This window comes from Acaryochloris marina MBIC11017 (genome assembly GCF_000018105.1).
Classification (GTDB): domain Bacteria; phylum Cyanobacteriota; class Cyanobacteriia; order Thermosynechococcales; family Thermosynechococcaceae; genus Acaryochloris; species Acaryochloris marina.
Genome location: NC_009925.1, coordinates 4,133,743 through 4,160,589 on the forward strand (window position 1 = coordinate 4,133,743; position 26,847 = coordinate 4,160,589).

A 26,847-nucleotide genomic window follows, 5' to 3' on the forward strand; every position below is an offset into this window, starting at 1 on the left:
TGCAATCGATAAGAGGATGTGTTTATAACATGGGCTAGGGTTTGGTTGGCACCCGTTCCCTACTCAAACTGAGCTAAACAATGGAGATCTCTGTAAATAGGAGATCTTTACAGATAGAAGGCTTCCACTAGAGTAAGGCTCAAAATCGAGATAAACAACCAGGCCGCAGCGCCCAAATAGAGGGGGCGTAGACCCATTTCCTTAAACTTATGGAGTTTGGTTTCAAGTCCCATGGCTACCATCGACACGGTCAGTAAAAATTTATTTCCTTGGGTCAGGGTCTCAGTCCATGCAGTTGGTAAAAGCTGAAAACTGCTCACCCCAATCAGTGCTACAAAGCCGAGGACAAACTAAGGAATGGGCAGTGATTTAGAATCTCCAACCCGCTGCCGGAAAGATAGAACCCCTAATGTCAACATCACCGGAATCAGGAACATCGGTTGTGCATCAATAAAGTGTGTGATAGGTGGCTAAATCTTGCCATTCCCAAGGATGTTCCGTCAGCCCAGCACGTTGTGCAGCCGTATTTTTTAAATCGAGAGTGGCACCAGATCCAGTTGAAATAGGTTAGCACCAGTCTTAAGGTCACTGTACTCTGTTGCCAGACTTTACCAAATTTGTTTTGTCGTCGATGCCAGCGCCCGGTCTGTTGCCATAGTATTCCATTGGTCCGCTCTAAGCGTTGCGTCAGGGCCTTACTCACGTGATGGATCACCTCATCGGGTAATTGGCGTGAGTAACCGTCTCAACCATCCGTTTGCCAATGGTGACAGGCGGTTTTGCCTTCAGTATTCTCAATCAATGCTTGAGCGAGCTCGTCGGTATGTTTGCCAATACGACCACTGAGCACTAAGCCACTGTCTTTGGCAAGACTCAACGCTATCCAGCAATCGCCGACGCTCAATTCTTCCGGTTCACAGTGCTTTTGCTTTTTTTGACAAAAGACCATAACGCATCAGCATTGATGACGTCAGTCGAAACGGCCTGACCTTCTTGGTTGTGAATCATTTGGGCTTTATGGCTCGCGGAGCGAACTACACTCACACAGGTGTTATAAGCCACACCCGTAATTCGAGCGAGTCCGCGCAAACTACTGCCTTCAGCATGAGATTGAAGGATGGTCTGAAGGGTTTGAGGAGAAATCTGACGGTGATAATAGAGGGTATCAAAGGTTTCACTGAAAGTTCGCTAGCAGTGGAGGCAACGGTAACGTTGGCTGCCTTTACTGGTTTTACCGTGTTAGTGGGTCGTTGGATGACCACATAGAGGACATTGCATCAGGGGAAAGGATAACTCAACTCCCTATCGGTTTAGCAAACCCACACTTTTTTGGTGCACGACCCGAATTGCTTAAGTGCAAAACTGAGGATTTCTTGGGGATTATCCTGAGGTAGATTTGTGAGTGCACTAGGAATATCAACAGGGGAATTAACAGTATTGATCGCTTGAACCATGAACGAACTCCTTAATAAATAGGAATACAAAAACCAGAACAAAGGCAAATGCTACAGGCTGATCCAATCCGGCAGACTGCATAAAATGACGACAAGAATGAGGAGAAAAAGAGGGCTGTGGAACAGCCTCATACCCCACATTTGCCTTAGGTATGAATAGAAAAAACGGTTGATGGAGCAGTATTTGGCGCCAATCGCAATGAGGATGCCGTTGTCGTCTGCTCTACCGTTGTGATGGTAGAGCAAGGCATCAGCTCCAAAAGGATGAAACTATTTAGTCAGATACCTCCGGTAAAACCGGAGGCTTGAATTAGAACCCCTTAAAGGGGATTTGGGCTACGCCCGAAACAAGTTCAATTGCTCAAGCTTTTGCTCCTCTTGTTCCTGATGTCTGATATATCGACGAATCACTTCCTCATCTCTGCCGACTGTTGAGACAAAATACCCTCTAGACCAAAACTTATGGCCTGTCGCATTCCGGCTATTGCCTAACTCTCGAGCGATATAAATGGCACTCTTACCTTTTACATAGCCCACCACATTGGACACAGAGTATTTCGGCGGAATACTCAACAACATATGAACATGATCTAGCATTAAATGGCCTTCTTCTATGGCACTCTCTTTATGTCGTGCCAGTTCATGAAATATATCACCTAAATTCTGCCTAATTCGTCCATATATTCTTCTCTTTCGATATTTCGGCACAAATACTACATGATATTTGCATTCCCACACACTATGGGATAACTTGCGATATGTCATTCTGTCTCCTTTGAAGACTTCAAAGGAGACCTTTCTACCGCGGTATAGGTGGAACCTGACGAGTCCTGCGCTCAAAGCGCAGGCTTATACAGGATAGTTAGTTATTCATCTGTACCCAAGTTATCGAGAATCATAGTTCTCGGGCCTATCAACACTAAAATGGTTTGAACCTATCGCGGACAATACCCGTTTCAACCATTTCTGCATGCACACATTGCGAAAATTGGCAGAAGAAAGCAGACTCCCGACGCCAGCAATGGCTTCTTGTTGCATTAGGTCTTAGCTAAATTAGTCTGAAAAAACTAATTTTTTGTGCTGAGATTAGAAAATTAGCTTTTTAAATGAGTTTTAATATAAATTAGTGATTTTTAGATGAAGATGTAGCAGTTTTGGCGGGATTATTCGCAATGACAGTTTGTCCCAACTCTGCTTGACTGCCCCAAGGTTGGAGGGCCGAAGGAAGTTGCCATTGACCCCAATCAAAGCCATCTCTAATCGCCCAAGATAAATCGACTTGCTGGGGCACTTCTAAGGAATGGCTACAGGTAAGGTCAGCTTCATAGGCTTTCAAAATTTGCGCATCTTGCTCCATTTCAGGAGATTGTAAATAGAGAACTGCACAGCGATACCGCTGATACCAACCTGCGATCGCATTTTCTAACTTATCCGCAGATGTTCGACAGACAACAGCTGCTGTTCCCCACCACCAGGCGGCCACCAGCCATTGGTCTGGGTCACCGTCTTCACTTTGAAACCCGTGGATACTATTGACCAAGGTAGAAATATGAGGGCAGGCTTCGATGGCCGAGGCATCGCATTTCCAGATTGGGGCGGGCGGTTCGCTTTCTGGACGCTGCTCTCGCCAAACCTGCAACAAAAACGCCAGTGGATCAGAGCCTTGAGCATAGGCTGGCCAGTTTTGATGCCGCAGTCCCTGTGGATAATGCTGTTGGAGAGCTGATAAAGGGGCTAAGTGCTCAGGACTCAACAGGGGGGCCAAAAGCTGAAGGGGTTGAGGCAGAGTCACAGGCAATGTCCTTTGAGAATAAGCGGATGGAGGGAATATCCCTATCAGCAGTATCCCTGGTTGCCTGGTCTACAATCAACTAGCGCTCCCACCAGACTCGGTTCAATTTGGGATAACAGTGAAGGGCTTGCCGCCAGATTTGCTCAACGACCCAAGCCGGAGGCTGAGTCGCATCAACGGTCAGAATGGATTCTTCAGAGCCAATAGGTTCAAAGGCATCGAGCTGACTGGCTAAGAGCCTGGCCTGCATGTAGTGGTTCTCTCGCTGAGTCAAACGCTGAAGCAGCTCAGATTCTGATACTTCTAACCAGACAAGCTGTACCGAGCCCAAAGCCATTAATTGCTGTCGATGCGCTTGCTTAAGGGCAGAACAGGTGAGGACGGTTTCGCGCTTTAGATCAATGGCCCAGCGAATATCATCTGCGATCTCATCCAGCCACATCTGTCGATCCGCATCGGTCAGTGGTTTTTGCGCAGCCATCTTTTGGATGTTACGCACAGGATGGCGTAGATCGCCTTCTAAAAAATCACACTCTAAACGGGCCGCGAATAACCGGCCTATGGTAGTTTTACCTGAACCCGCAACCCCTATCATGATCCAGATAAGAGGAATATCACATGTCATCATGATCCACCTCGATATTGAATGGCTATTCAGGATTGATAAAGTTTCAGGGGAGACAATGGATAAGCAACGACTCATCATATTCGTCGACACTTTTGCTCAGTACCTCTGTAAAAATACCCGCGTAAATTTGCTGGGTCTCTGGAAGAAAAGCCTGAGCATTCTTAATTCCGCCAAAAAATGAAGCCAATTGCCAAGTACCTCCCTGTCGAGCCTCACCCACAGGGTTTGCAGAGGCCGCCACCGTTGCTTGAGTCAATCGATGTATTTTGTCCACAAACTCTTCACCTGCATCACCAGCAGCAACCCGGCAGCCATACAGTAACAATTCATTCCCACTCAATCGTTTAGACCAACTCGCAATCTGATCTGCATAATGAGTTAAAGTCTTCAAACTCAATTGAGAATTGCCTAGATATAAACATCCTGGCGACCCATGACACACAATATGCAGACTCTCAATTGCACCATAGGCTTCTAAAGCTGCAGAGATCTGCGCCACTCCGTTGTGATTCTTCTCAAGGACCACAACATGGGCACCCTGCCGCACCCCCGACACCAGTAGGGAATAGTCGTCTACTGCTGAATCGATAACCACTAACATGTCGTTGCTCGCAGCACTAAGATGATTCTCACCAACATGATAATTAATGGCGTTGGGTGTTATGTCCTGGTTATTCAACAGACTCGATATATTCACTTGTGACTTAGACATAGTTATTCTTTCCAACAACACTTACAAAACCTTTTAAAGCAGTTCAGCTCATCACCTTGACTCGCGATATTCCTCACAGTCCGTGGTGCAGACAATACTAATTAACATCAAAAACTCACACCTCCTGCAATACGAAAAGCATTGATTTTTTGAGGTTCAGCCGGTTCTCATCTCAATCGAACTCAGTTCTAATTCGCCCCTAAAGCCGTTAAAACCAGCAAACTATCGTTACTACTGATATCAGGACCGAAAAATTGGGCACAAGCACTAGGGAATCTGCCGCTTTCAGTCATACCAATGCAAGACTGAATAAATAACAAGAAGGAACCAGTAGGCATGATCTATCAGCCCCTAAAACAGTGCGGCTAGCAATCTCCGTGGCGCTAGAAAACAGAGACTTTTAAACTCTGTTCTCGTCACCCCAAACGGGTGATGAAAGATGCTAACGAATACTGAAAACGCATTTGCTAGGAAATGTCCATGCACTCAGGCCGCTCTGACCAAGGCAATTCAATAAGTCAGGACTAATATGATGATCTTATTCCATATCTACGAACTAGAAACTGAAGCGAAAATGGAACACACAATCAAAAAAAGGAGGCGGGGGGAAACCAGTAGAGTCAGAAGAACGATATCTCAGCCATAAAGATGAGCTAAAAAACACCGATCAACTTAGTTAGTCATGACTTCAATAAATTATCAGAGCTTGATTACTAAAGAATCTGTATTAACTCATCTAATTTTTATCGATATAAAAACCGATAGAAGAAAAATATCATATATAAATAGGAAAAACAATCGGTCGCTATTATTGGATCAAAAAATAAGCGGACGATAGCAAAATCTGCTTACTCTCGCTGAGGAAAGTAGGCCACTCGCTCCAGCTGATGGCATAAGGGGCAGGTATAGAAGCTCACTTGGCCACTCACCGTTGGTACCAGTCCCAACATCGCTTTCATCATGGTGCTTTTACCTGCGCCATTGGGACCGACAATCCCTACGAGTTGGCCGAGCTCAATTTGAAAGCTAATACCATCTAACCCTCTTACCCCTCGGTAATCGACGGCGAGTTGTTGGACCTTGAGCATAGATGTGGCATGAGAATGATATTCATTACTATACCTGTTTCTTCCAAACTCCAGTACAGAAGCAGCCTTGCCCCATTCAATTTGTCATAAAAAGCTGATCCAAGTTCGTTTAGCCATATCTCCCTGACAGGGATTGGAAATGGAGACTTGATATCCATCTACACAATGGTATGATGGAGAATCTGAGTAAATTTATCTTGATTCCTTTACCGGAATTTGCAAACCTTACTCAAACAACCGGAGCATTTTCGACCTCAATATGATCAAACTCAGACTCAAGCGATACGGCAAAAAGAGAGCTGCTAGCTACCGAATCGTGGCCATGAATAGCCGCGATCGCAGAGATGGTCGTCCCTTGGAAGAGTTGGGATACTATAACCCCATCACGGATGAAACCCGTCTGCATGTCGATGCGATCGCAAAGCGTCTCAAAGATGGTGCTCAGCCTACAGACACCGTGCGTCGCATTTTGGAAAAAGCCAGTCTTTTAGAACCCGCCAAGGCCAAAGCCTAACCTTTTAACTTATGCCTTCAACCTCTACCACTCAGACTGATTATTCGGTCCTTGTTCGCTTTCTTGTAGAACCTTTTCTTGAAGCCTCGGATACTTTGAGCATAGACTGCGAGACGAATGCCAGTGGTAAAGTGTGGATCCGTCTGGCCTTTTCAGGAACAGATAAAGGGCGAGTTTTTGGCCGAGGCGGGCGGACCATCCAAGCGATGCGCACAGTGTTGGAAATGGCTGGCAAAGCAGCCAACCAATCGGTGTACCTGGAAGTTTTCAATGAAGGAGGGGCGAATAAGCAGCCCTCTCGCCCCAAAAGGCCTCCTCAAAAACGGCGCCGTTAAGCAAAAGCGCCCCGAAGTTAAGAATCTATTGTTATGAGTAGTCTTAAGCTCAAGGCTACTGATAGACATAACATCAGAATTTCTGATTCGTTTTTGTTTGTCTCCCCCCTATTCATCTCAAGTCATTATGGGACTGACGCTTCAGCTACCCAGCCCAGAAAGTGCAATTGCCCTAGCCGGTGAGCAGCAAGGGAATTTAAAGCTGTTTGCTCAGCAAACTGGGGCGCAATTGGTTTTGCGAGGACAAGAACTCCTTATTTCTGGAACGGATAAGCAAACACAACTTTGTCAGCAGCTGATTTATTTACTAGAAGAGGCTTGGCAAACCGGGCAACCAATCTCGCCAGTCGATATTATGGCTGCTCGCCAGGTCCTCAACGCCAAGCGTCAAGAAGAATGGCAAGACCTCCAGCAGGATATTTTAGCCACGACCCGTCGAGGAGAGCAGATTCGGGCTAAAACCTTACGCCAGCGACAGTATATCCAATCCATTCGCAAATATACATTAACCTTTGGCATTGGTCCTGCCGGTACTGGAAAAACCTATTTGGCTGCCGTATTAGCGGTACAAGCACTGCTAGCCAATGAATATGAACGGTTGATTTTGACCCGCCCAGCCATCGAAGCAGGAGAAAAGTTAGGGTTTCTACCGGGAGATTTGCAACAAAAAGTGAACCCCTACTTGCGGCCTCTCTATGATGCCTTGTATGAGTTGATTGAGGCAGAGCGAATTACCAGCTTAATGGAGCGAGGCACCATTGAAGTTGCCCCGCTTGCCTATATGCGAGGACGTACCTTAAACCGAGCCTTTGTCATTCTTGATGAGGCGCAAAACACGACGCCCGCCCAGATGAAAATGATGCTGACCCGGCTAGGCAGGGACTCACGAATGGTTATCACAGGTGATATCACCCAATCCGATCTACCGACGAGTCAAACGTCCGGGTTGGCTGTTGCCCAAAAAATTTTGCAATCGATCGAAGGCATTTCGTTTTGTCACTTAGGTAAAGGCGACATTGTGCGCAATCCCTTAGTGTCAAAAATTATTGATGCTTACGAGCATTATGAGACTAAAAAATAGTCTGATAATGCTCGCGAACAACTATATTTTCGCTTAACCCATTCGTTAATCTTGCTGAGATTTTTGAGCAACGCACATTAACGATAATGCTGCCTCGGGGGAGAGAGAATCAATGCCCGATAAGCGTTGTCCTAGCCTATAGCGCCAATGGGGAAATTTCCCTTGCACCCCTTTAAGAATGTCTGCACCCACGGTTTGATTATGAGGAAATAGATGGACCTGAAATCCTTTGGGTTGCAGTGTTTGGGTAAAGAGCTCAGCTGTCACACCATCACCGGGGCGATGATGGATTTCCGTTTTCAAGGCAGTGAGCCTTTCTTCGGAGTCAATATGAAGACTTCGAAGGAAGAATCGATAAATGGGCAGCCGCATTTTATAAAACATCAGGGCAAGACCTTGATAGTTCCAAGCTGAGCGCTGCGGATCGTGGTCTACGATCAGGAGTCCACCGGGTTTCACCAGTCGAGCTGCTTCCGCCAATACGGTCGGCATATCTTCACAATGATGCAGGGTCGCATTCAAGGCAACGATATCTGCAAATTCAGATACGAAGGGTAGATTGTGAGCATCGGCTTGAACCGGGGTATAGCCGATCTGAGCTGACATTTTGAGGCCCCCTTCAGCAACATCGACCCCAATGATGGTGCGGGGAGAACCGCCGATGGAGGCATAGAGGTTGCCAGGTCCACAGCCAATATCGACGACAACCTTGTCATCCCAGCTGCCCATCACGGATAACCATCGTTCCCGAAAGACCGGATCGCGGTGGCAAGCATCGAAGTAGCCTTTTGCCCATTCTGGATGACCGAAATAAACACTGTTGGCTTCTATCGCAGGACTAGTTTGAATCGGAGCGGCCCAAATTCCATCACTGTTTTGAGTAATGGCTGTATGAGCACTAAAAAAAGGAAGTTTTGTGGAGGAAGATACTGCACTCAGAACCATGACTTTACGCTATTTGCGCTCCATGTAAATAAGTTGAAGTTGAAAAGCCAAAGAATAAATAATGATTGAAAATAATGAGATCAATCGAAGTGAATAATCTTGAGTTTATTGCAGATATCGAAGAGATTCACATGCTGATTTTAATTATTTAACCGCGAGAAAAGAATTCACTATGTGATCTAAGTCACATAATTGCTGAATTTGCAATAGAGTATTTAAAAGTCAATACCTACAATGCTTTGTGGGTAAGTTGTTGGGCTGATAAGTATTAGTGCCAACAATTTATCCGTAAGAATTTGAAGTTAGTTTCAAAGCTTTTCCAGATATAAATACGTCTAACTTATGAAGAGCATGGTGTTCCAGCAGATTTATTTAATTTTTTCGGGGAATAAACTGAAACTGTGATTTTGGATACAAAAAAACGTCGATGTATCTATTGCTTCATGTCGAATGATCACGGATGAGGTTGCTGATAGCTCAACCATCTGGAGGGTATGCATGACTCGAGAACTGTGGGGATATGGCTCTCGCAGAACGACTCGCCCATCCCCAGATGCTCCTGATTATGCTAAAGGCCAAGGACAACCGTGATTAGTTACTAATCCATCTTTGATAAAGCTTTTGGACCGCTTGGGTGACAGATTCCCGAAATTGAGGGGTATCAGTATTACTGGGATCGAGTTGTTGTAATTGGGTTAAAAATTTTGCTTCTTCTTGGGCTACTTCGCCATCGCTATAGATTAGGCCACTTAAGTCTTCTAAGAGTTGTTGATACGCGGCTGACTTGGGTTTTTTCCCTAAATAATCTTCTACCCAGGCATAGCATTCTTCTTTGGTCACAGACCGTAATCCGTAGAGCCAGGGGCGTAGTTCTGGATCTTCTTCCACACCTTTATTATGGGCAATCTTGCGTAGATAGACTTGTTCTGCTTGTTGAACGGTGCCATCTAGCCAGGCTACACCAATTAAGATCTTTAGGAGTTTGACAACATTTGCAGATTGAGACATGAGTGAAGTCCTCACTGATAGATCGTGATGAAGAAGGCTTAGTTTTAGAAAAGCAGCTTGTTGGAGTTATGTCCATCCATTCGCTGAGTAATGTTAAATCCCCAACACTGACTGTAAGTGATGCGGTCTTGGTATTGCCTCGATCCTGGTCCTAGAACTGGAAATCAACCCAGGGCTGATCAGCTTTGACCCTATAGTGGTGTGGGGACTCGTATGCATGTGAAGCATGGATGATGCCTCTGAGCAGATTGCAGGTGTTGATGAAGTCGGTCGAGGGGCCTTGTTTGGCCCTGTTGTAGCGGCTACCGTTATCCTCTCTGATGGGGCCATTGAACAGTTAGTGGCTCAAGGGATGACGGATAGTAAGAAACTATCGCCACAGCGTCGAATGATATTGATGAACCAAATCCGAGAGGTGGCAACGGGGTTTAGGGTGGGGATGGCGTCAGTATATGAGATTGATCGCCTCAACATTTTGCAGGCCAGTTTACTGGCCATGCGGCGGGCTGTGCTGGGTTTACCATCCACTCCTCAGTTATGCTTAGTCGATGGAAACCAACGGATTCCGAATTTACCGGTACCGCAAAGAACGGTCGTTAAAGGCGATCAATCCGAACCTGAGATCGCAGCTGCAAGCATCCTGGCTAAAGTCTGGCGTGATCAACTGATTGTCCGTTTAGATCAGCGTTACCCGGGGTATGATCTAGCATCGAATAAGGGCTATGGCAGTGCTAAACATCGGCAAGCGTTGCGAGAACTAGGACCAACGCGCCAACATCGATTGTCCTTTGCCCCTTGTCAGGCCAGTTTACTTCCAGATTAAGGATCTGAGGTATCAGATTTTTTGAGCCATTTTTGGTACAAATCCGGTCTGCGATCTCGAGTTCGTTGGATCTGCTGTTCCTGTCGCCACCGCTCTATCAGTGCATGGTTCCCAGACCTTAGTACAGAAGGGACCTGCCATCCCCGAAACTCAGCGGGTCGAGTATATTGTGGATAATCAAGTAACTCAGTTTCAAAACTCTCTTTCTTTAAAGATTCGACCTTGCCGACTGTACCTGGCCGCAAACGAATTACCCCATTTAAAAGAGTTAACGCTGGAATCTCACCACAGGTCAGCACAAAATCTCCGAGAGACAGCTCTTGGGTGACTAAATGTTCAGCGACTCGCTCATCGACCCCTTCGTAATGGCCGCAAATCATCACCAGCTGATCGTAATGATTCGCGAGTTCATGAAATAGCGGTTGATCCATGGGGCGCCCCTGGGGGGTGAACAAGACAATCTGGCGGCGAGGCAAACAGGGCAAAGACTCCACAGCCGCAAAAATAGGTTCGGGCTTCATCAACATACCGACCCCGCCCCCATACACCTCATCATCAACCCGATGATGCTTATCCGTGGTGAAATCGCGAGGATTGGTGAGATGGACCTCTGCAACCTCATTGGCAAGGGCTTTCCCCAACAGACTAGTTTGCAAGGGGGAGGTAAAAAATTCTGGAAATAAGGTGAGAATATCGAAACGCACGGTAGGGAGTTCCTGATTCGCTGCAGCTATACCGCCGGGAAGAAGATGGTCACCGATCTATGCCAGGGGACAAAGCCATCTATATAGGTATAAGTCGCAATAATTTATAGGTGTGAAATGGAGAGGATGAACTAGGCAGTAATCATGGTTCCAATCCCAGAATCGGTAAAAATTTCTAGCAGTAGGGCATGGGGGGCGCGACCATCAATAATATGGGCAGCTTGAATCCCTTGGGCTAAAGAGCGAATACAGCAGGTCACCTTTGGAATCATGCCTCCAGCTACAACCTCTGCTGCTATCAGCTCACGAGCCTGGCGAATATCCAGTTTGTGAATGAGGGATGTTGCGTCTTTATAGTCTTGAAGAATGCCTGGGGTATCCGTTAGTAGAATGAGTTTCTCAGCATCTAACGCAGCGGCGAGTTCTCCCGCGACGGTATCAGCATTAATGTTATAGACCTGTCCTTCTTCGTCGGTCGCCACACTGGACACGATGGGAATATGTCCCCCATCGAGCAGGTTATGGATCAGTTGGGGGTTTACTGAGGCCACCTCTCCTACAAACCCAATGCCAGATTCTCCCTGGGGACGAGCCGTGAGTAACTTGCCGTCCTTGCCGCAGACGCCAACAGCCGATCCTCCGGCCTGGTTAATTAGGGAAACCAGTTCTTTATTCACTCGCCCCACCAACACCATCTCAACCACATCCATTGTTGGTGCATCGGTTACTCGCAAACCCTTCATAAACTGAGGCTCAATTCCCAACTTTTCCAGCCATAGATTAATTTCCGGTCCCCCGCCATGGACGAGGACAGGGCGTAGACCAACACAAGCCATAAACACCACATCCCGAATTACTGTGGCTTTAAGGGTGCTATCTTTCATGGCCGCCCCACCATATTTAACAACGACTGTGCGTCCAGCGAAGGATTGGATGTAAGGAAGAGCCTCACTTAATACTTGGACGCGATCGCTAGCGTTAAACATGGGGTTGGGTGGCAAACAAAGAGAACAACGCGCAAACCATTGAACAGTAAAGGCTTGCCCATAGACAGCAGTTTAGCTCGTTATGGTAGGTGACCGTAAGCAGGTCATGCAAGCAAGCCTCATAGCTATGATTGACGCTCTCTGATGATCAGGAGAGGGATATCAACATCCGTCTTTAGTCGAGAACTTTTCAGGTCGGTTGAACGACTAAAAGGTATCCAGTTACGGCAGACTTCTTTTAGAGAAGAAAATATGATTTCCTCGTCATATCGTGTCAGTTATGGTGAGGTCATAGGTCTTTTTATGTTCTGAATTTTAATTTCCTTCATATAATCTTTTGAGAAATAATTTATATATTCTCTTAGGTGCTGTAGGCTTTTTAGAAATAATTTTCCTGGAATACCTTCTGTGTTTTGACGAGTTAAAGTCATATTTTGTGGGTTGCATTACATGGTAATTGATGGTTATAATTAGGTCATTAAAAGTATTTTTACTCTAATAAATTTTAAGATAAAACTTATTATCATATCATTATTATTTCTGAAAACAATAAAATATAAGCATCTTTTTTATTCACTTAAGGAATACTTAGAGAATCCTGAGAATCTTCTCAGAGTGGTTATTGTAATTACAGTGTTTAGTAGCTGTAGGCCCAATCATTCCTGACTAAATAATCTAGAAAGAAATAAAGGAGTCATGAGTTTTCTTTGTTTCTTTTGCTTGTTTATCCAATATTTGAAGCGTTGTGATGAACTGCTTCTCAAATATTTGAATGAAACTAAGCAGGAATGATTGCCTATTTTGTTGGTGTGCAGCCCCGATTGCTTTGATCTCTAAAAATTTATTCACCTTAGTGAGGTTTAATATGAAAGCTCAACGCCTTCTACCCCTTTGCTCTGCTCTTTTCTTGGGTTTAGCTGCTGCTCCTGCCTTTGCAGGTTCTGCTAGTGTTTCCAACAGCTTCTCCATTCGTGATATCAAGAATGGTTATTCTCACACCAATATTAAAGTGAAAGAATGGTACGGCGGTATTCGTTCTGCTGGAGCCGATGCTAGCAAGGTATCTGTTGGTGTTACCACAACCCAGGACGGTAGCACGACTACTCAGACTCAATATTGTGGTTGGGGTTGTAAGAAGTCTACGACTACAAACAACGGCCTATTTTCTGAAACAGATTACTCTGTTGCCACTTCTTCTAGCTGGTCCAAAGAGTACGGTGCATTCAAAAAAGACACTAACGTTCATGTTCATGAGAGCTATCACTTTGATGGCATCGACAAGACTCACACCGTTGGCTCTAGCTTCAGCTTCTAAATCAAGCTAGCTGCTTCATATCTAAGCCAAACAAACAAGGGGCAGCAGCTAAGCTGTTGCCCCTTTGCTCAGCTCAGGAGAATTAATCATGCGTTATCGTCTTGGGCTGTTGAGTACATCGGTTGTGGGAATGTTGACATTGTCATCTGGCTCAGTTTTAGCCCAAACGACAAATAACATCACAGTACCTAACAACTCCCAATCAACAGCTAACCCTGAAGTCAGCCTTGATCAGCAGGGCTCATTAGTAAATACTCAGGTCAACAGTACAACCTTAGGCCGCAGTGTTGTTGGCAACGGCATAGCAGACTGTACCAGTAATGGTTTAAGCGTGTCAGCCTATGGTAGTGGTGTCGGTCCCTTTGATACCGGTACGGTTGGCGGTGCGATTACCTATACCCATTCTTTTGGGATGGATACCTGTAAGCAGTACGCCAAGAATCAATTAGGGAAAGCGAAGCTTGAAACCTGTTTTTTATTAATCAGTAACTATTCCAAAATGGTTAAAGCAGGTATTGATGTCAGCTATACAGCGCTGATGGAAGTGGCTAATGTTGACTGTCCACCTGTGACAGTTCGTCAAGCTGCGATTCCTCAGCCCTCTCCTTCTGCCTCGAATCGTCCAGCATCGACTCCGGTTTCATTGCAAGGGCAGCAACCCGCTCCAACGCCTACGGTGCGAGAGTATGGCAATAGTCCACAGAATCCACCTCAAGCGCAGACCCCATCCCCATCGGAGCCACAACTCAAGACAGCATTACCTAACTCAACTTCAGAGTTGCCTGCTGTTCAAGGGCCTCAACGATTGACGGCTAAAGAGTTGCTTTAATGTCGATTCAGGGGATAACACTGTGTGTTGCCTACTTTGATTCTCTGTTGCGACCTAATCAGACCAAAAAGCATTGCTGTGAATTTCTGGCTTGATAGTATTTCCAGCGCTAAAGAAAGACTTTTATAGTCTGTGATTAAGCCAGCCACATATGACTGACTTCAGCTCCCAGGATTGAAATGTCTCGGACAGGCACCCCGAATAAGGAGGGCATGATTGATGCAACTGAAACTAACACTTTATGGTGCTGTGGCCTATGCCGTTTTCAGTACATCACCTTGCTATGCCCAGATAGTGCATGTGATGACGTTTCAGAACTCGTCGGGTGGACGCCATATTAGAGAAATTACTGGCCAACAAACCCAGGATGATCAGTCCATTGGTGTTTCTCTCAATACGTCTGATGAGCGTACAACAACCCGTTCTTCGTCCACAGTGAATGGTGTAACCCAAGAGCAAACCTATACCTATATCAACTCAGCTAAGAGTCAGGCAGTAGAAACGGGGCATCGCAGAAGAATTGAACATACTCGGCTTTTTGAAGCGTATGACTATTCGGACTACGCTGTTGACCACACTGTCGATTTTAGTTTTTAAGTGCTAGTTGACTGCCTGGATACCCAATAGTCTCTACATCTATGGCGATTCAGTGTGCTGACCTCAGCGAGCTGCTAGGGAAGATCACTCTTCTAACCCTTCAGTGTTTTCTGAAAACCCTACTCCAGGACAGTTGTTGCTAGGAGATTTAACGATGAAATCTACGATATTTTTAACGACAGTTATCACAGGGTTGAGTATTCTACCTGCCCAGGCTCAGACTCAGTCTTTCTTTGGGGTGCCCATTGGTCAAGATGTGCCAGTGATCGTCTTTTCCCCGGTGACTCAGTACTATCCGAACTATTATCCGGGACCTGGTTTTTACCAATATAGTCACTATTTTCGAAGCACAGAACACCATTTAGACTTTGATAAATATGACTACCTGCTCAGTGACGACTTGGTATACAACTTTCCCGTAGTCGGCAATTTTAATTACAAGTAATTCTGAAACGGCTGTAGATTTATGGTATCCGCCAATCCCTTGTATTCAGCGATTGCAGGTAGTGAGGGTTGGATGGCCTCAGTCTTCTTATAAATAGATGCTTTAAGAAAGTGGGCGGCAGCCTAAAAGTTTTCAGTTATTCTAAGCATTATGACTAGCGCTCGTTATTGCGAGCGCTTTTTGCTTTCAATTTTTTAAGAAAACCATTTGACTTGCAGAATCATAAGGAACGATAGCCTCAATAGTTGCTGTATCTCAACAGTGCAAGATATTTCTGGTGACGTAACGATCGCGCTTATTTCTCGATCACGATCAGTAATTGATATGGAGCTACTGCGCTTTCTGCCCATAATAGTGTTAGATAGGTTGGTCACCCTGTAGATCAAGCACTTTACGATGCCTCAGTAGGTGCAGATCATGGGCGACGTTGTGTGTGGTTCAATTTTTATGGCTCGGCCTAATTTTCACTTTTCAAGTTTATGCAGCTAGATGTGATTGTTATTGAAGAAGGTTCATTGACGCTTCACTAGAATGAACTTTTTAGATAGCTTGAACGACTAGAAAGGTATCAAGTGATGATCAATAATTTTTAGAGGCTAAAATAAAATTATCTCGTCAGATTGTGTCAGTTATAGTGGGTCTCTAGGTCTTTTTGTGCTCTCTATTTTAATTTTCTTCATGCAATCTTTTCGTCAACAATCAATGCCTTCTCTTTGTGTTGTAGGTATTTCAGGAGTTGTGAGCCTGAGATAACTCATGTATTTTATTGATTGAAAGTCATATTTTGTGGGTTGCATTACATGGTAATTGATGGTTATAATTAGGTCATTAAAAGTATTTTTACTCTAATAAATTTTAAGATAAAACTTGTTATCATATCATTATTATCTCTGAAAACAATAAAATATAAGCATCTTTTTTATTTACTTAAGGAATACTTAGAGAATCCTGAGAATCTTCTCAGAGTGGTTATTGTAATTACAGTGTTTAGTAGCTGTAGGCCCAATCATTCCTGACTAAACAATCTAGAAAGAAATAAAGGAGTCATGAGTTTTCTTTGTTTCTTTTGCTTGTTTATCCAATATTTGAAGCGTTGTGATGAACTGCTTCTCAAATATTTGAATGAAACTAAGCAGGAATGATTGCCTATTTTGTCGGTGTGCAGCCCCGATTGCTTTGATCTCTAAAAATTTATTCACTTTAGTGAGGTTTAATATGAAAGCTCAACGCCTTCTACCCCTTTGCTCTGCACTTTTCTTAGGTTTAGCTGCTGCTCCTGCCTTTGCAGGATCTGCTAGTGTTTCCAACAGCTTCTCCATTCGTGATATCAAGAATGGTTATTCTCACACCAGTATTAATGTTAATGAGTGGTACGGCGGTTATCGTTCTGCTGGAGCTGATGCCAGCAAGGTATCTGTTGGCGTTACCACTACTAAAGACGGTAGTGCTACGACTCAAACTAAGTACTGTGGACGCAATTGCCGTAAGTCCACAACAACTTACAACGGCCTGTTTTCTGAAACAGATTACTCTGTTGCCAAGTCTTCTAGCTGGTCAAGAGAATCCGGTTTATTTACAAAAGACACCAACGTTCATGTCTATGAGAGCTATGACTTTGATGGCATCGACAAGACTCACACCGTTGGCTCTAGCTTCAGCTTCTAAATCAAGCTAGCTGCTTCATATCTAAGCCAAACAAACAAGGGGCAGCAGCTAAGCTGTTGCCCCTTTGCTCAGCTCAGGAGAATCAATCATGCGTTATCGTCTTGGGCTGTTGAGTACATCGGTTGTGGGAATGTTGACATTGTCATCAGGCTCAGTTTTAGCCCAAACGACAAATAGCATCACAGTACCTAACAACTCCCAATCAACAGCTAACCCTGAAGTCAATCTTGATCAGCAGGGCTCATTAGTAAATACTCAGGTCAACAGTACAACCTTAGGCCGCAGTGTTGTTGGCAACGGCATAGCAGACTGTACCAGTAATGGTTTAAGCGTGTCAGCCTATGGTAGTGGTGTCGGTCCCTTTGATACCGGTACGGTTGGAGGTGCGATTACCTATACCCATTCTTTTGGGATGGATACCTGTAAGCAGTACGCCAAGAATCAATTAGGGAAAGCGAAGCTTGAAACCTGTTTTCTGTTAATCAGTAACTATTCCAAAATGGTTAAAGCAGGTATTGATGTCAGCTATACAGCACTGATGGAAGTGGCTAATGTTGACTGTCCGCCTGTAACGGTTCGTCAAGCTGCGATTCCTCAGCCCTCTCCTTCTGCCTCGAATCGTCCGGTATCGCCTCCGGTTTCATTACAGGGGCAGCAACCTGCTCCAACGCCTACGGTGCGAGAGTATGGCAATAGTCCACAGAATCCACCTCAAGCGCAGACCCCATCTCCAGTAGAACCGCAACTCAAGACAGCATTACCTAACTCAACTTCGGAGTTGCCTGCTGTTCAAGGGCCTCAACGGTTGACGGCTAAAGAGTTGCTTTGATGTCGATTCAGGGGATAACACTGTGTGTTGCCTACTTATTCTCGGAGGATGTCGCTCAGTAATCTTGCACTTGTATAGATCAGGCGAAAGTGATTTCGACCTAGATGCATTCCTGTTGATGCTTGAATTATGTCCATAACTCCAACGTGATCTCTAGTTTGGGGTAAAGAGCTGCAAGCAGGATTGACTTCAGCTTAGTTGCAGTGCCAGGACTATTACGACGCTATGTGAGTTTATTAGGATTTTGGAGGGCACAAGTAATGCAGATGAAGCCAATACTTTATGGTGCTGTGGCCTATGCCGTTTTCAGTACATCACCCTGCTATGCCCAGATAGTGCACGTGATGACGTTTCAGAACTCATCGGGTGGACGCCATATTAGAGAAATTACAGGTCAACAAACCCAGGATGATCAGTCCATTGGTGTTTCTCTCAATACGTCGGATGAGCGTACAACAACCCGCTCTTCGTCCACAGTGAATGGTGTGACCCAAGAGCAAACCTATACATACATTAACTCAGCTAAGAGTCAGGCAGTTGAAACGGGGCATCGCAGAAGAATTGAACGTACTCGGCTTTTTGAAGCGTATGACTATTCGGACTACGCTGTTGACCACACTGTCGATTTTAGTTTTTAAGTTTGCATAGTGTATGCCCCAACAAGGATTGAGCAGATTGTCTATACACCAACAGGTGGTTGATCTTGCAGCCACTTGTGAGAGTGCTCACTGTGTTGAGCAGTTATGGGAAATCACTGTTCTGACCTATCGATCTTGTCTTGAAAAGTACTCCAAGGCAGTTGTTGCTAGGAGATTTAACGATGAAATCTACGATATTTTTAACGACAGTTATCACAGGGTTGAGTATTCTACCTGCCCAGGCTCAGACTCAGTCTTTCTTTGGGGTGCCCATTGGTCAAGATGTGCCAGTGATCGTCTTTTCCCCTGTAACTCAGTACTATCCGAACTATTATCCGGGACCTGGTTTTTACCAATATAGTCACTATTTTCGAAGCACAGAACACCATTTAGATTTTGATAGATATGACTACCTGCTTAGCGACGACTTGGTATACAACTTTCCGGTAGTCGGCAATTTTAATTACAAGTAATTCTGAAACGGTCATCAATGCATTCTGCTCATCAACAATTGGGCAATAGTGTATGTAGTGATTGAAGACGATGGAGTTAGCCTTTTTCAGCTTGATCCATTCAAGGGAAGTAGTATTGAGTGCTGCTCCTCGGCAGAGCAATGCAGTCAAGCAATCGTTAAACTGAAGAGATGAATGTCATCTTGTTTAAGGTGATTTCATTGTTTTTGATTGTGACGACGCAAGGATCATACGCATATGAAAGCATTTGTGGCTGGAGCAACGGGTCAAACGGGTCGCCGCATTGTGTCTCAATTAGTTGAGCGGGGTATTCCCGTGCGAGCTTTGGTTCGAGATATGGATAGAGCAAAAGCACTCTTACCGGAAGCTGCTGAGTTAGTGGTGGGCGATGTATTGGATGCGAGTTCGTTGGAGGATGCGATCGCAGATTGTAACGTCCTCCTTTGCGCCACCGGAGCGGCTCCTGGCTTTAATCCGTTTGCACCCCTACAAATTGATTATCTGGGGACCAAAAACTTAGTAGATGTGGCCAAAGCTAAAAACATTGAGCATTTTGTTTTGGTGTCTTCCCTGTGTACATCGAAGCTGCTGCATCCCCTGAATCTGTTCTTCTTGGTATTGGTTTGGAAGAAGCAGGCCGAACAATATATTCAAAATAGCGGGCTCACCTATACCATCGTCCGTCCCGGCGGCCTGAAGAACGAGGATAATGATAATTCCGTCGTCATGTCTGCCCCCGATACTTTATTTGAAGGCAGCATTCCCCGGACCAAAGTGGCTGAAGTTTGTATTGAAGCCCTGACGGCTGCATCCTCTCACAATAAGATTGTTGAAATCGTTGCCCCGTCTGAAGCGTTAGACCGACCAATCCCTGACTTATTTGCTAGTGTTTAAGTGAGTATATGAACTTAGTCGAGTTTCCAGCTGGGACTGACATAAGATCTCATTCATACTGGTTTAATCCTTTCAATCTAAGCCGTTTTATTGCTTAGGGAGTTAACCTTTGGCGTCTAGTTCATCCTCCAAACAGGCTAAACCGATCCATCGTATGGCTTGGCGTTTGGGTGTGTCGTTGACCTTGCTTCTAGGCTTGGGAGCGTTGTTTGTGCTGCCCAAGTTTGACCCCAAGAGTTTAACTTGGCCCACCACAGAGCCGGGTAGAATTGCCCCACTAGCCATGTCTGGGGGCAATCCCTATCTTCGAGCTTTAATGCGGACGATTTCGGCCAGTGAATCGAATGATGCTAGCCCCTACACCGTGCTTTATGGCGGTAGCCATATCGAAAATTTGCAGGAGCACCCCGATCGCTGTATTCCCATTCGATGGGGACCCAATCAAGGGCTATGCACGACGGCGGCTGGGCGTTATCAGTTTATTACGACTACCTGGTTAGAAACTGCAGAGAAGTATCATCCTGCTCCGACGGGAGAATGGATGTGGCGACGCTATAGTTTTGCCCCAGAATACCAGGATCGAGTGGTCTATGCTTGGTTAGATGACGTCAATTATTGGGGAACAGATATTCCCCAACTCCTAGAAGATGGCCAGCTCCAAACGGTTCTTAAACGGCTTTCGGGAACGTGGACCAGTTTGGGCTATGGCATTGAGAGTAATAAGGTGACGCCCCACTTAATGCATATCTATGAACGCATGCTTGCGGAAGAAATTGCCTTAGCCAATGGGTTACCCACCAACTATTTACCCACGGTGGCTAACCAATCCGTGGAAACGACGCGCTAGGACTAAGCCTCTAACCGCTTCCATAAAGCCTGATAGAGACTATCGGGTACCTTGGCTCTGAGTACCTTCGCCAACCGATTTTTCTTCTGCGCTGCCTTGAGGCAATCGGCCTGGGGACAGAGATAGGCAGACCGTCCCATGCCTTGATCGAGCTGGATTTGATGATCGGGATAGACCCGGACAATCCGCCAGAACTCAGATTTGGGGGCAACGTGGCGACAACTGATACATCGACGATGGTTGGGCTGCATGAACTAGAGAATCATCTTGAAAAGTAGCTATAGCTAGCTTACGCCTTAAACTATGGGGAGACCTAGGATCTGACATTGTTCTGCCCATGTTGAATATTGTTCAAATACTCTCTCAAGAGCTATCGATTTCCCCTCAGCGCCTGCAAAATGCCTTGGATTTGTTTGCAGAAGGGGCCACGATTCCCTTTGTGGCGCGGTATCGGAAAGAGCGAACCGGGCAAATGGATGAGACCCAGCTGCGGCAGCTCTCAGAACGGTTTACCTACCTGACGGAACTGGAAGAGCGCAAAAAGACGATCCTAGAATCTATTGCTCAACAGAATAAGCTAACAGAGCTGCTCCAAGCCAAGATCGAAGCTTGTTTGCTGAAAACTGAACTCGAAGATCTTTACTTGCCCTATCGTCCTAAACGACGCACCCGAGCCACCATTGCCAAAGAAAAAGGATTAGAACCCTTGGCTCAATGGCTGCAAGCCCTCAATAAACCCACGGCAACCCTGAGCCAGGATCTGGCAACAGAAGCGGCTCGCTATATCAATAAAGATGTCGCCACTACCGAAGATGCATTGCAGGGGGCCTCGGATATTTTGGCGGAAGGAATTGCCGATCAGGCCGAGATTCGAACCCATCTCAAACATCGCTTCTTCCAAGTCGGCGAGTTTGTATCTCAGGTGAAATCTAAATATCCAGAAGGGAGCACCAAGTTTGAGATGTACCGAAGTTACCAAGCCCGAGCCAAGAATATTCTGGCCCATAATTTACTAGCCCTTTATCGAGGAGAGGCGGAAGGTATTCTCAAAGTCGAGTTGGCGATTGATGAAGAGCGAATCTTGGGAGATATCGAAGAGCGGGTGATTCGTTCCAAAATTCGAGCCGTGCGAGATTTTTTCCGAGGGGTGGTGAAGGATGCCTATACTCGCCTGATTAAACCATCTGTGGTCAAGGAGGTGCGGGCTGCCTGCAAAGCGGAGGCGGATAGCGAGTCGATCCAAACCTTTGCCACAAATTTACGGGAACTGCTGCTCTCTAGTCCTGCGGGGATGAAGCCTACATTGGGGATTGATCCAGGGTTTCGTACGGGCTGCAAAGTGGTTGCCCTAGATCATACGGGAAAGTTTTTGGAATACCAGGCGATTTTTCCCCACCAGGCAGTGGGACAGCGGGACCAAGCTGCCAAAACTGTTGCCCGACTTATTCAAACGTATCAAATCGACCTGATTGCCATTGGCAATGGAACAGCGGGCCGGGAAACCGATGCCTTCGTAGCGGATGTCTTAAAAACCCTAGACCGTAAGCCCATCAAGGTGATGGTCAATGAATCCGGTGCCTCGATTTATTCGGCCAGTGAGATTGCCATTGCCGAGTTTCCTGATTTAGATATCACGGTGCGCGGGGCGATCAGTATTGCCCGCCGCCTCCAAGATCCCCTGGCAGAACTCGTCAAACTCGATCCCAAGTCCATCGGCGTGGGCCAGTATCAGCATGATGTGGATCAAAAGCTGCTGAAGCAAAAGCTAGAAGAGACGGTGGAAAGCTGTGTGAACTATGTGGGGGTTGATTTGAATACGGCTTCCAAGGAACTACTGACTTTTGTGTCGGGGATTACGGGGGCGATTGCCAACAATATCATTGCCTATCGCAACCAAAATGGGGCATTCAAAAACCGCAAGCAGCTTCTCAAAGTCGCCAAGCTCGGCCCCAAAGCCTTTGAGCAGGCCGCTGGCTTTTTGAGAATCCGGACGGGGGATAATCCCCTGGACAATACCGCTGTCCATCCCGAAAGTTATGGTGTGGTCAAGACCATTAGTGCCGATCTAGAACTTCCCCTTAGCCAGATCGCGAAGATTCCCGCGCATCTGAGACCGGGAGATCTAAAAACCTATGTGACTGAGACGATTGGTGAGCCTACTCTCAAAGACATCATGGCGGAGTTGGAAAAACCAGGCCGCGATCCTCGGGCTGAGTTCAAATACGCCACGTTTAAAGAAGGTATTACGGAGCTGACGGATCTCAAGCCTGAAATGGAGTTGGAGGGGATTGTCACGAATGTCACCAATTTTGGGGCTTTTGTGGATGTTGGCGTCCATCAAGATGGTCTGGTTCATATTTCCCAAATGGCGGATCAATTTGTGAAAGATCCTAAGCAGATTGTGAAAGTGGGGCAAGTGGTCAAGGTGCGGGTACTAGAGGTGAACCAAAAACTCAAACGTATTGGTTTATCGATGCGTTCGACCTCTAGCACAAGATAGCGTTCGCTGCCTTTGTTGTTAGTCAGAGCCAATTGTTCAGGCTGGTCAAGATGTGTAAAAGGGAGGGGAGTCCAAGCATGGCTATCCTTGGACTTATGCATCGTCATCGTCGTGTTTATCTGACTTTTTCTGGCGGTGATTTAGCCAAGTAATCAGAGCTTTGCCCCCTAGTGAGGATGCAACCAGAGTGATGTCAAAAATACGGTCTTGTTGCTCTGAAAGGGTGGGTTTATTGGCTAACTGAACGGCTTTACTACCTGTGCTAAGAGTAAAGAATAACAAGGTAGTGATGATGAGTTGAGAGATAGCAGTCGATTTGTATGTTTGCATCATGAACTCCGCGATTTTTTCATATAAGCCCATAGTGCTGAAAAAACCTCTAAAGATCAGTCCCTGTAAAGGTTATGAGAGGGCTGACTTTAGGATGAGTTTGGTATGACTTTGGATGAATTAAATGACGGTCAGGCGTATTATCCTCACAAGCGAACACCATATTGTTCGTGAAATGACTGTGCTGATACTGATAAGTAGAATATTGGCAAGTGATGAGAAATAAAGCATGGCCACGAGATCGCTAGCAGCAACCCCAAAAGGCATCGAAATAATTGAAAGAGCCTTGATGGATAAGCAATGGGGGTGTGATGATCTCAAGAAGCAGTGTGATTGTAGCCGCCAGCCTGCTGTTAAGTTCTGTGCAGGCAAAAACGTCGATAGAAAGCTTTTTGTTGGTTTTTGCAAAGTATTAGAGCTGGACTGGGAAGAAATTTCAGGTATTAAGACTGCTTCAGAAGTAGCTGAAACGACTCAGGTTGCAACTGATATAAATACGCTTGTCCAAAAGATTCGTCAGAAAGTAAAAGCTGATATTCACCATCGCTGTGGCACGATGCGGGTGCTGGATATGGAGCAGCCGATTGGACTGGGTGAAATTTATACTCGCGTCAATATTCTTGAGAAACTATCTGGAAGGCAGCGTTTAAGGGTTGATGAGCTATGGCAAGATTGCAATATTGATAACTTTGATCGGTGGCTGCTAGGACAGGTGCGTGTCAAACGAGTACCGGGATTAGAAGCGGTTGAACGTTATAACAAGCTGCTGATTTTAGGTAAGCCTGGAGCGGGTAAAACCACTTTTATGAAGCGGTTAGCAACCCAATGCAATCAGGGAAAGTTTGAAGCTTACCGAATTCCTGTGTTTGTCACCCTGAAAGAATTTGCTGAAGCGCCAGGTAAACCCGATTTGCAAAGCTATATTTTCCAGCAATGGGGAACTTGTGAAATTGAGGAAAATGCTCTTGGCCAGGTTCTAAAAACTGGTCATGTTCTGATTTTATTGGATGGTCTAGATGAAGTTCAGGCTACGGATCATGATCGGGTTTTGAATTCAATTAAGACATTTACTGAACAGTTTCGCGACTGCCAGTTTGTGATGACTTGTCGGATTGCCGCTCGCGAATATACATTTGAGCAGTTTACGGAAGTGGAAGTTGCTGATTTTAACGAAGAGCAAATAGAAGACTTTGCTACCAAGTGGTTTAGAACTAAGCAAGATCCTGAAAAGGGTGAAAATTTCATCAAACGCTTGCAGGAAAATAAGCCAATTCAAGAGCTAGCAACTAATCCTTTATTGCTGACATTGCTGTGTTTGGTATTCGGTGAGGCCAATGATTTTCCCCATAATCGTTCAGAGCTTTATAAGGAAGGGCTAGATGTTCTGCTGAAAAAATGGGATGGCAAACGCAATATTGAACGCGATCAGGTTTACAAAAAACTGTCCTTGCAGCGTAAAGAAGATCTGTTGAGTCAATTGGCTTATCAAACCTTTGAGCAAGGAGACTACTTTTTTAAACAACGAGTCATTGAAACTAAAATCATTGACTATATCCGTAATTTGCCAGGTGCTAATGAAGATGAAGAAGCGCTTCAACTGGATAGCGAAGCTGTGCTCAAGTCAATTGAAGCCCAGCATGGCCTGCTAGTGGAAAGGGCTAGGGGGATTTATTCCTTCTCACACTTAACTTTTCAAGAATATTTCACGGCTAAACAAATTACTTGTCCTACTTCTCAACTTCCTAAAGCCCTAGAAAATCTCGCAAAACATTGTTTGGAAAAACGTTATCGAGAGGTCTTTTTTCTTGTTGTAGGAATGTTGCCTGAAGCCGATGATTTTTTCAGACTGCTCAAAATCCAGATTGATCGATTAATCGCTGATGAACCTAATTTACAAGAGTTTTTGGTTTGGGGTTCTGGAAAAGCTCAATCAGTTAATGCTGACTATAAATCAGAAGCAATCCGGGCTTACTACCTCTACCTCGCCCTCGCCCGCGCCCGCGCCCGCGCCCGCGACCTCAACCTTGACCGCGCCCTCGCCCGCGCCCGCGCCCTCAACCTCGCCCTCGCCCGCGCCCGCGCCCTCGCCCGCGACCTCGACCTCGCCCTCGACCTCGCCCTCAATCTTGACCGCGCCCTCGCCCGCGCCCTCGACCTCGCCCGCGACCTCAACCTCGCCCGCGACCTCAACCTCTACCTCGCCCTCGACCTCACCCTCGACCTCTACCTCGCCCTCGACCACGCCCTCGACCAACTAACCAAAATTGAGTCAAAAGGAAAAGATGATCCCGAAATTCTTATTAAATTAAGAGCATTACAATCTCAACTCCCTGATTTACAGGACATTCAAGCTTTCAGCAGTTGGTGGAAAGATATGGGAGAATCTTGGATCAAAAATTTGCGCCAAGTCATGATTGACCATCGCAATATTGGTCATTATTGGCAATTCACCCCAGCCCAAACGGAAAAACTGCAGCAGTATTTTGAGACCAATCAATTATTGGTTGATTGCCTCAATAGCGATTGCTACGTCACCAAGGCCACTCGCGAGGAGATCCTGTCAACTTTGCTATTACCGATAAGTGAACTGGAGAAGCAGTAGTCCCTCCCAAAAGGATAGAAAAAATAATCTAGAAACGCTTATGTATCCTGGGTTGCTGCTTCTTCGCTTACCGAAGTCTGAACTTGCAACTGCTGCCTCAACCAATTGGCTGCTGCCGTATTCGTCTCCACCGTCAAACGCTCCAGCGTTTCTTCCACAAGACCAGTCGGTAGCCCCGTCAATACCTGTGAAGATTCGAGGATCTCATATACACCCACTTCAGATAGCCCAAACGCAAAAAGCTGTCTACCTTTAACATCAATGACCCAATATTCAGCAATTCCCAAACTCGCATAAAGCTGCTTTTGCTCATCTAGATCAATATTTAGCGTCGTATCTGCAATTTCTCCTACCAAATCCGGCAAACGGTGGCGATTCAGCTCAATGCGCCGAGGTTCACCCGGTTGCCACCGAGGAAAATTCTCTCCCTTATACAGCACTAAATCAGGCGCACAAGCATGGGTATCCGGTAGCTCCAATAAGCAACGACCATAGGACTGCAAGGCGGCTTCAGGATGTAAAAACGCCCAAACAAAAAAGACCGCCGTAATTAAATCGCTAAATGAAGCATGATTTGGCCCTTCTGTCCCTATATCAACCCATAACCATCCTGCATAAAACGCAATCTTGCGCCAGTCGTCTTTCCCATCTCGGATAGCCACATAGTCTTGCCAAGTTGCATCCCGACGCTGGAGGATTAGCGATTCAGTTTTGTCCAGAGAAAGAGTCATGGGTAGACACCTATCGCACCCTTTCATCATAATCTCCATTGATTTAGCTGCTTGGCAAGGGAGATAGAGTAAAGGCTTATGT

At 45.7% G+C, this 26,847-nt stretch carries 28 protein-coding genes and 3 pseudogenes; 16 read left to right on the forward strand and 15 right to left on the reverse strand.

Annotated elements, in window-relative coordinates:
• Positions 1–107 precede the first annotated feature (107 nt).
• The 8 genes and pseudogenes from AM1_RS18510 to AM1_RS44010 all read right to left on the reverse strand — a co-directional run.
• Positions 108–338, reverse strand: a pseudogene (locus AM1_RS18510) (putative sulfate exporter family transporter); the annotation flags it as partial.
• A 109-nt stretch (positions 339–447) separates the two neighbouring features.
• A pseudogene (locus tag AM1_RS39865) lies at positions 448–1,278 on the reverse strand (IS1 family transposase).
• 512 nt (positions 1,279–1,790) lie between these two features.
• Positions 1,791–2,219: an IS200/IS605-like element ISAcma39 family transposase gene (gene tnpA / locus AM1_RS18525; RefSeq protein ID WP_012164419.1), complete on the reverse strand. Its 429-nt coding sequence runs from the start codon at positions 2,217–2,219 to the stop codon at positions 1,791–1,793.
• 358 nt (positions 2,220–2,577) lie between these two features.
• Positions 2,578–3,246 (reverse strand): hypothetical protein, encoded by a 669-nt coding sequence (locus AM1_RS18530; protein ID WP_012164421.1) that lies wholly within the window; start codon positions 3,244–3,246, stop codon positions 2,578–2,580.
• 79 nt (positions 3,247–3,325) lie between these two features.
• On the reverse strand, positions 3,326–3,874 hold the full coding sequence (locus AM1_RS18535) for a gluconokinase (protein ID WP_238549011.1): 549 nt from the start codon (positions 3,872–3,874) through the stop codon (positions 3,326–3,328).
• A 43-nt stretch (positions 3,875–3,917) separates the two neighbouring features.
• Positions 3,918–4,586: a DUF4347 domain-containing protein gene (locus tag AM1_RS18540; RefSeq protein ID WP_012164423.1), complete on the reverse strand. Its 669-nt coding sequence runs from the start codon at positions 4,584–4,586 to the stop codon at positions 3,918–3,920.
• A 188-nt stretch (positions 4,587–4,774) separates the two neighbouring features.
• Positions 4,775–4,924 carry a hypothetical protein gene (locus AM1_RS42215; protein ID WP_012164424.1) on the reverse strand — a complete coding sequence of 50 codons (150 nt, stop codon included), beginning with the start codon at positions 4,922–4,924 and terminating at the stop codon, positions 4,775–4,777.
• A gap of 516 nt (positions 4,925–5,440) precedes the next feature.
• Positions 5,441–5,674: pseudogene (locus AM1_RS44010) on the reverse strand (ATP-binding cassette domain-containing protein); the annotation flags it as partial.
• A gap of 259 nt (positions 5,675–5,933) precedes the next feature.
• Here AM1_RS44010 and rpsP point away from each other — a divergent pair.
• The 3 genes from rpsP to AM1_RS18560 all read left to right on the forward strand — a co-directional run bounded on the left by rpsP (position 5,934) and on the right by AM1_RS18560 (position 7,604).
• Positions 5,934–6,188: a 30S ribosomal protein S16 gene (gene rpsP / locus AM1_RS18550; RefSeq protein ID WP_010471471.1), complete on the forward strand. Its 255-nt coding sequence runs from the start codon at positions 5,934–5,936 to the stop codon at positions 6,186–6,188.
• Between the two features lie 11 nt (positions 6,189–6,199).
• Positions 6,200–6,523, forward strand: coding sequence for a KH domain-containing protein (locus AM1_RS18555; protein ID WP_010471473.1), 324 nt, complete (start codon positions 6,200–6,202; stop codon positions 6,521–6,523).
• A 127-nt stretch (positions 6,524–6,650) separates the two neighbouring features.
• Positions 6,651–7,604: a PhoH family protein gene (locus AM1_RS18560; protein ID WP_041660961.1), complete on the forward strand. Its 954-nt coding sequence runs from the start codon at positions 6,651–6,653 to the stop codon at positions 7,602–7,604.
• 45 nt (positions 7,605–7,649) lie between these two features.
• Here the strand turns inward: AM1_RS18560 and AM1_RS18565 are convergent, their stop codons facing one another.
• Positions 7,650–8,549 (reverse strand): class I SAM-dependent methyltransferase, encoded by a 900-nt coding sequence (locus tag AM1_RS18565; protein ID WP_012164427.1) that lies wholly within the window; start codon positions 8,547–8,549, stop codon positions 7,650–7,652.
• 591 nt (positions 8,550–9,140) lie between these two features.
• The gene (locus AM1_RS18570; RefSeq protein ID WP_010471480.1) at positions 9,141–9,557 is read right to left on the reverse strand and encodes a tellurite resistance TerB family protein; all 417 of its coding nucleotides are present in this window, start codon (positions 9,555–9,557) and stop codon (positions 9,141–9,143) included.
• A 226-nt stretch (positions 9,558–9,783) separates the two neighbouring features.
• On the opposite strand from AM1_RS18570, the gene AM1_RS18575 reads away from it, so the two are divergent.
• Positions 9,784–10,380 (forward strand): ribonuclease HII, encoded by a 597-nt coding sequence (locus tag AM1_RS18575; RefSeq protein ID WP_012164432.1) that lies wholly within the window; start codon positions 9,784–9,786, stop codon positions 10,378–10,380.
• On the opposite strand, the gene trmD is transcribed toward AM1_RS18575, so the two are convergent.
• Entirely contained in the window at positions 10,377–11,084 is a 708-nt protein-coding gene (gene trmD / locus AM1_RS18580) for a tRNA (guanosine(37)-N1)-methyltransferase TrmD (RefSeq protein WP_012164433.1), read from the reverse strand. The two genes, AM1_RS18575 and trmD, sit on opposite strands and share 4 nt — an antisense overlap.
• A 131-nt stretch (positions 11,085–11,215) precedes the next feature.
• Positions 11,216–12,070: an acetylglutamate kinase gene (gene argB, locus AM1_RS18585; protein WP_012164434.1), complete on the reverse strand. Its 855-nt coding sequence runs from the start codon at positions 12,068–12,070 to the stop codon at positions 11,216–11,218.
• An 865-nt stretch (positions 12,071–12,935) separates the two neighbouring features.
• Here argB and AM1_RS18590 point away from each other — a divergent pair.
• The 10 genes from AM1_RS18590 to AM1_RS18635 all read left to right on the forward strand — a co-directional run bounded on the left by AM1_RS18590 (position 12,936) and on the right by AM1_RS18635 (position 20,602).
• The gene (locus AM1_RS18590; protein WP_010471486.1) at positions 12,936–13,385 is read left to right on the forward strand and encodes a hypothetical protein; all 450 of its coding nucleotides are present in this window, start codon (positions 12,936–12,938) and stop codon (positions 13,383–13,385) included.
• A gap of 88 nt (positions 13,386–13,473) precedes the next feature.
• Positions 13,474–14,214, forward strand: a complete 741-nt coding sequence (locus AM1_RS18595; RefSeq protein ID WP_012164436.1) for a hypothetical protein — start codon at positions 13,474–13,476, stop codon at positions 14,212–14,214.
• 219 nt (positions 14,215–14,433) lie between these two features.
• The gene (locus tag AM1_RS18600; RefSeq protein ID WP_012164437.1) at positions 14,434–14,811 is read left to right on the forward strand and encodes a hypothetical protein; all 378 of its coding nucleotides are present in this window, start codon (positions 14,434–14,436) and stop codon (positions 14,809–14,811) included.
• A 154-nt stretch (positions 14,812–14,965) separates the two neighbouring features.
• On the forward strand, positions 14,966–15,256 hold the full coding sequence (locus AM1_RS18605) for a hypothetical protein (protein WP_010471489.1): 291 nt from the start codon (positions 14,966–14,968) through the stop codon (positions 15,254–15,256).
• A 1,215-nt stretch (positions 15,257–16,471) separates the two neighbouring features.
• Positions 16,472–16,921 (forward strand): hypothetical protein, encoded by a 450-nt coding sequence (locus AM1_RS18610; protein WP_012164438.1) that lies wholly within the window; start codon positions 16,472–16,474, stop codon positions 16,919–16,921.
• An 88-nt stretch (positions 16,922–17,009) separates the two neighbouring features.
• Positions 17,010–17,750, forward strand: a complete 741-nt coding sequence (locus AM1_RS18615; RefSeq protein WP_012164439.1) for a hypothetical protein — start codon at positions 17,010–17,012, stop codon at positions 17,748–17,750.
• 266 nt (positions 17,751–18,016) lie between these two features.
• Positions 18,017–18,388, forward strand: coding sequence for a hypothetical protein (locus tag AM1_RS18620; RefSeq protein WP_238549012.1), 372 nt, complete (start codon positions 18,017–18,019; stop codon positions 18,386–18,388).
• 182 nt (positions 18,389–18,570) lie between these two features.
• A complete protein-coding gene (locus AM1_RS18625; protein WP_012164441.1) occupies positions 18,571–18,861 on the forward strand; it encodes a hypothetical protein in 291 nt (96 codons plus the stop codon).
• 237 nt (positions 18,862–19,098) lie between these two features.
• Complete coding sequence (locus tag AM1_RS18630) at positions 19,099–19,755, forward strand: NAD(P)H-binding protein (RefSeq protein WP_012164442.1); 657 nt, start codon at positions 19,099–19,101, stop codon at positions 19,753–19,755.
• A gap of 154 nt (positions 19,756–19,909) precedes the next feature.
• A complete protein-coding gene (locus AM1_RS18635) occupies positions 19,910–20,602 on the forward strand; it encodes a glycoside hydrolase family 24 protein (RefSeq protein ID WP_049783755.1) in 693 nt (230 codons plus the stop codon).
• Positions 20,603–20,604: 2 nt separating this feature from the next.
• On the opposite strand, the gene AM1_RS18640 is transcribed toward AM1_RS18635, so the two are convergent.
• Complete coding sequence (locus AM1_RS18640) at positions 20,605–20,853, reverse strand: YlxR family protein (RefSeq protein WP_012164444.1); 249 nt, start codon at positions 20,851–20,853, stop codon at positions 20,605–20,607.
• An 86-nt stretch (positions 20,854–20,939) separates the two neighbouring features.
• Between AM1_RS18640 and AM1_RS18645 the strand changes: the two genes are divergently transcribed.
• Positions 20,940–23,102, forward strand: a complete 2,163-nt coding sequence (locus tag AM1_RS18645; RefSeq protein ID WP_012164445.1) for a Tex family protein — start codon at positions 20,940–20,942, stop codon at positions 23,100–23,102.
• A 93-nt stretch (positions 23,103–23,195) separates the two neighbouring features.
• Here the strand turns inward: AM1_RS18645 and AM1_RS18650 are convergent, their stop codons facing one another.
• The gene (locus tag AM1_RS18650) at positions 23,196–23,435 is read right to left on the reverse strand and encodes a hypothetical protein (protein WP_148215764.1); all 240 of its coding nucleotides are present in this window, start codon (positions 23,433–23,435) and stop codon (positions 23,196–23,198) included.
• A 226-nt stretch (positions 23,436–23,661) separates the two neighbouring features.
• On the opposite strand from AM1_RS18650, the gene AM1_RS18655 reads away from it, so the two are divergent.
• On the forward strand, positions 23,662–26,034 hold the full coding sequence (locus AM1_RS18655; RefSeq protein ID WP_012164447.1) for an NACHT domain-containing protein: 2,373 nt from the start codon (positions 23,662–23,664) through the stop codon (positions 26,032–26,034).
• 38 nt (positions 26,035–26,072) lie between these two features.
• Here AM1_RS18655 and AM1_RS18660 read toward each other — a convergent pair whose 3' ends face one another.
• On the reverse strand, positions 26,073–26,765 hold the full coding sequence (locus AM1_RS18660) for a Uma2 family endonuclease (protein WP_041659977.1): 693 nt from the start codon (positions 26,763–26,765) through the stop codon (positions 26,073–26,075).
• Positions 26,766–26,847 lie beyond the last annotated feature (82 nt).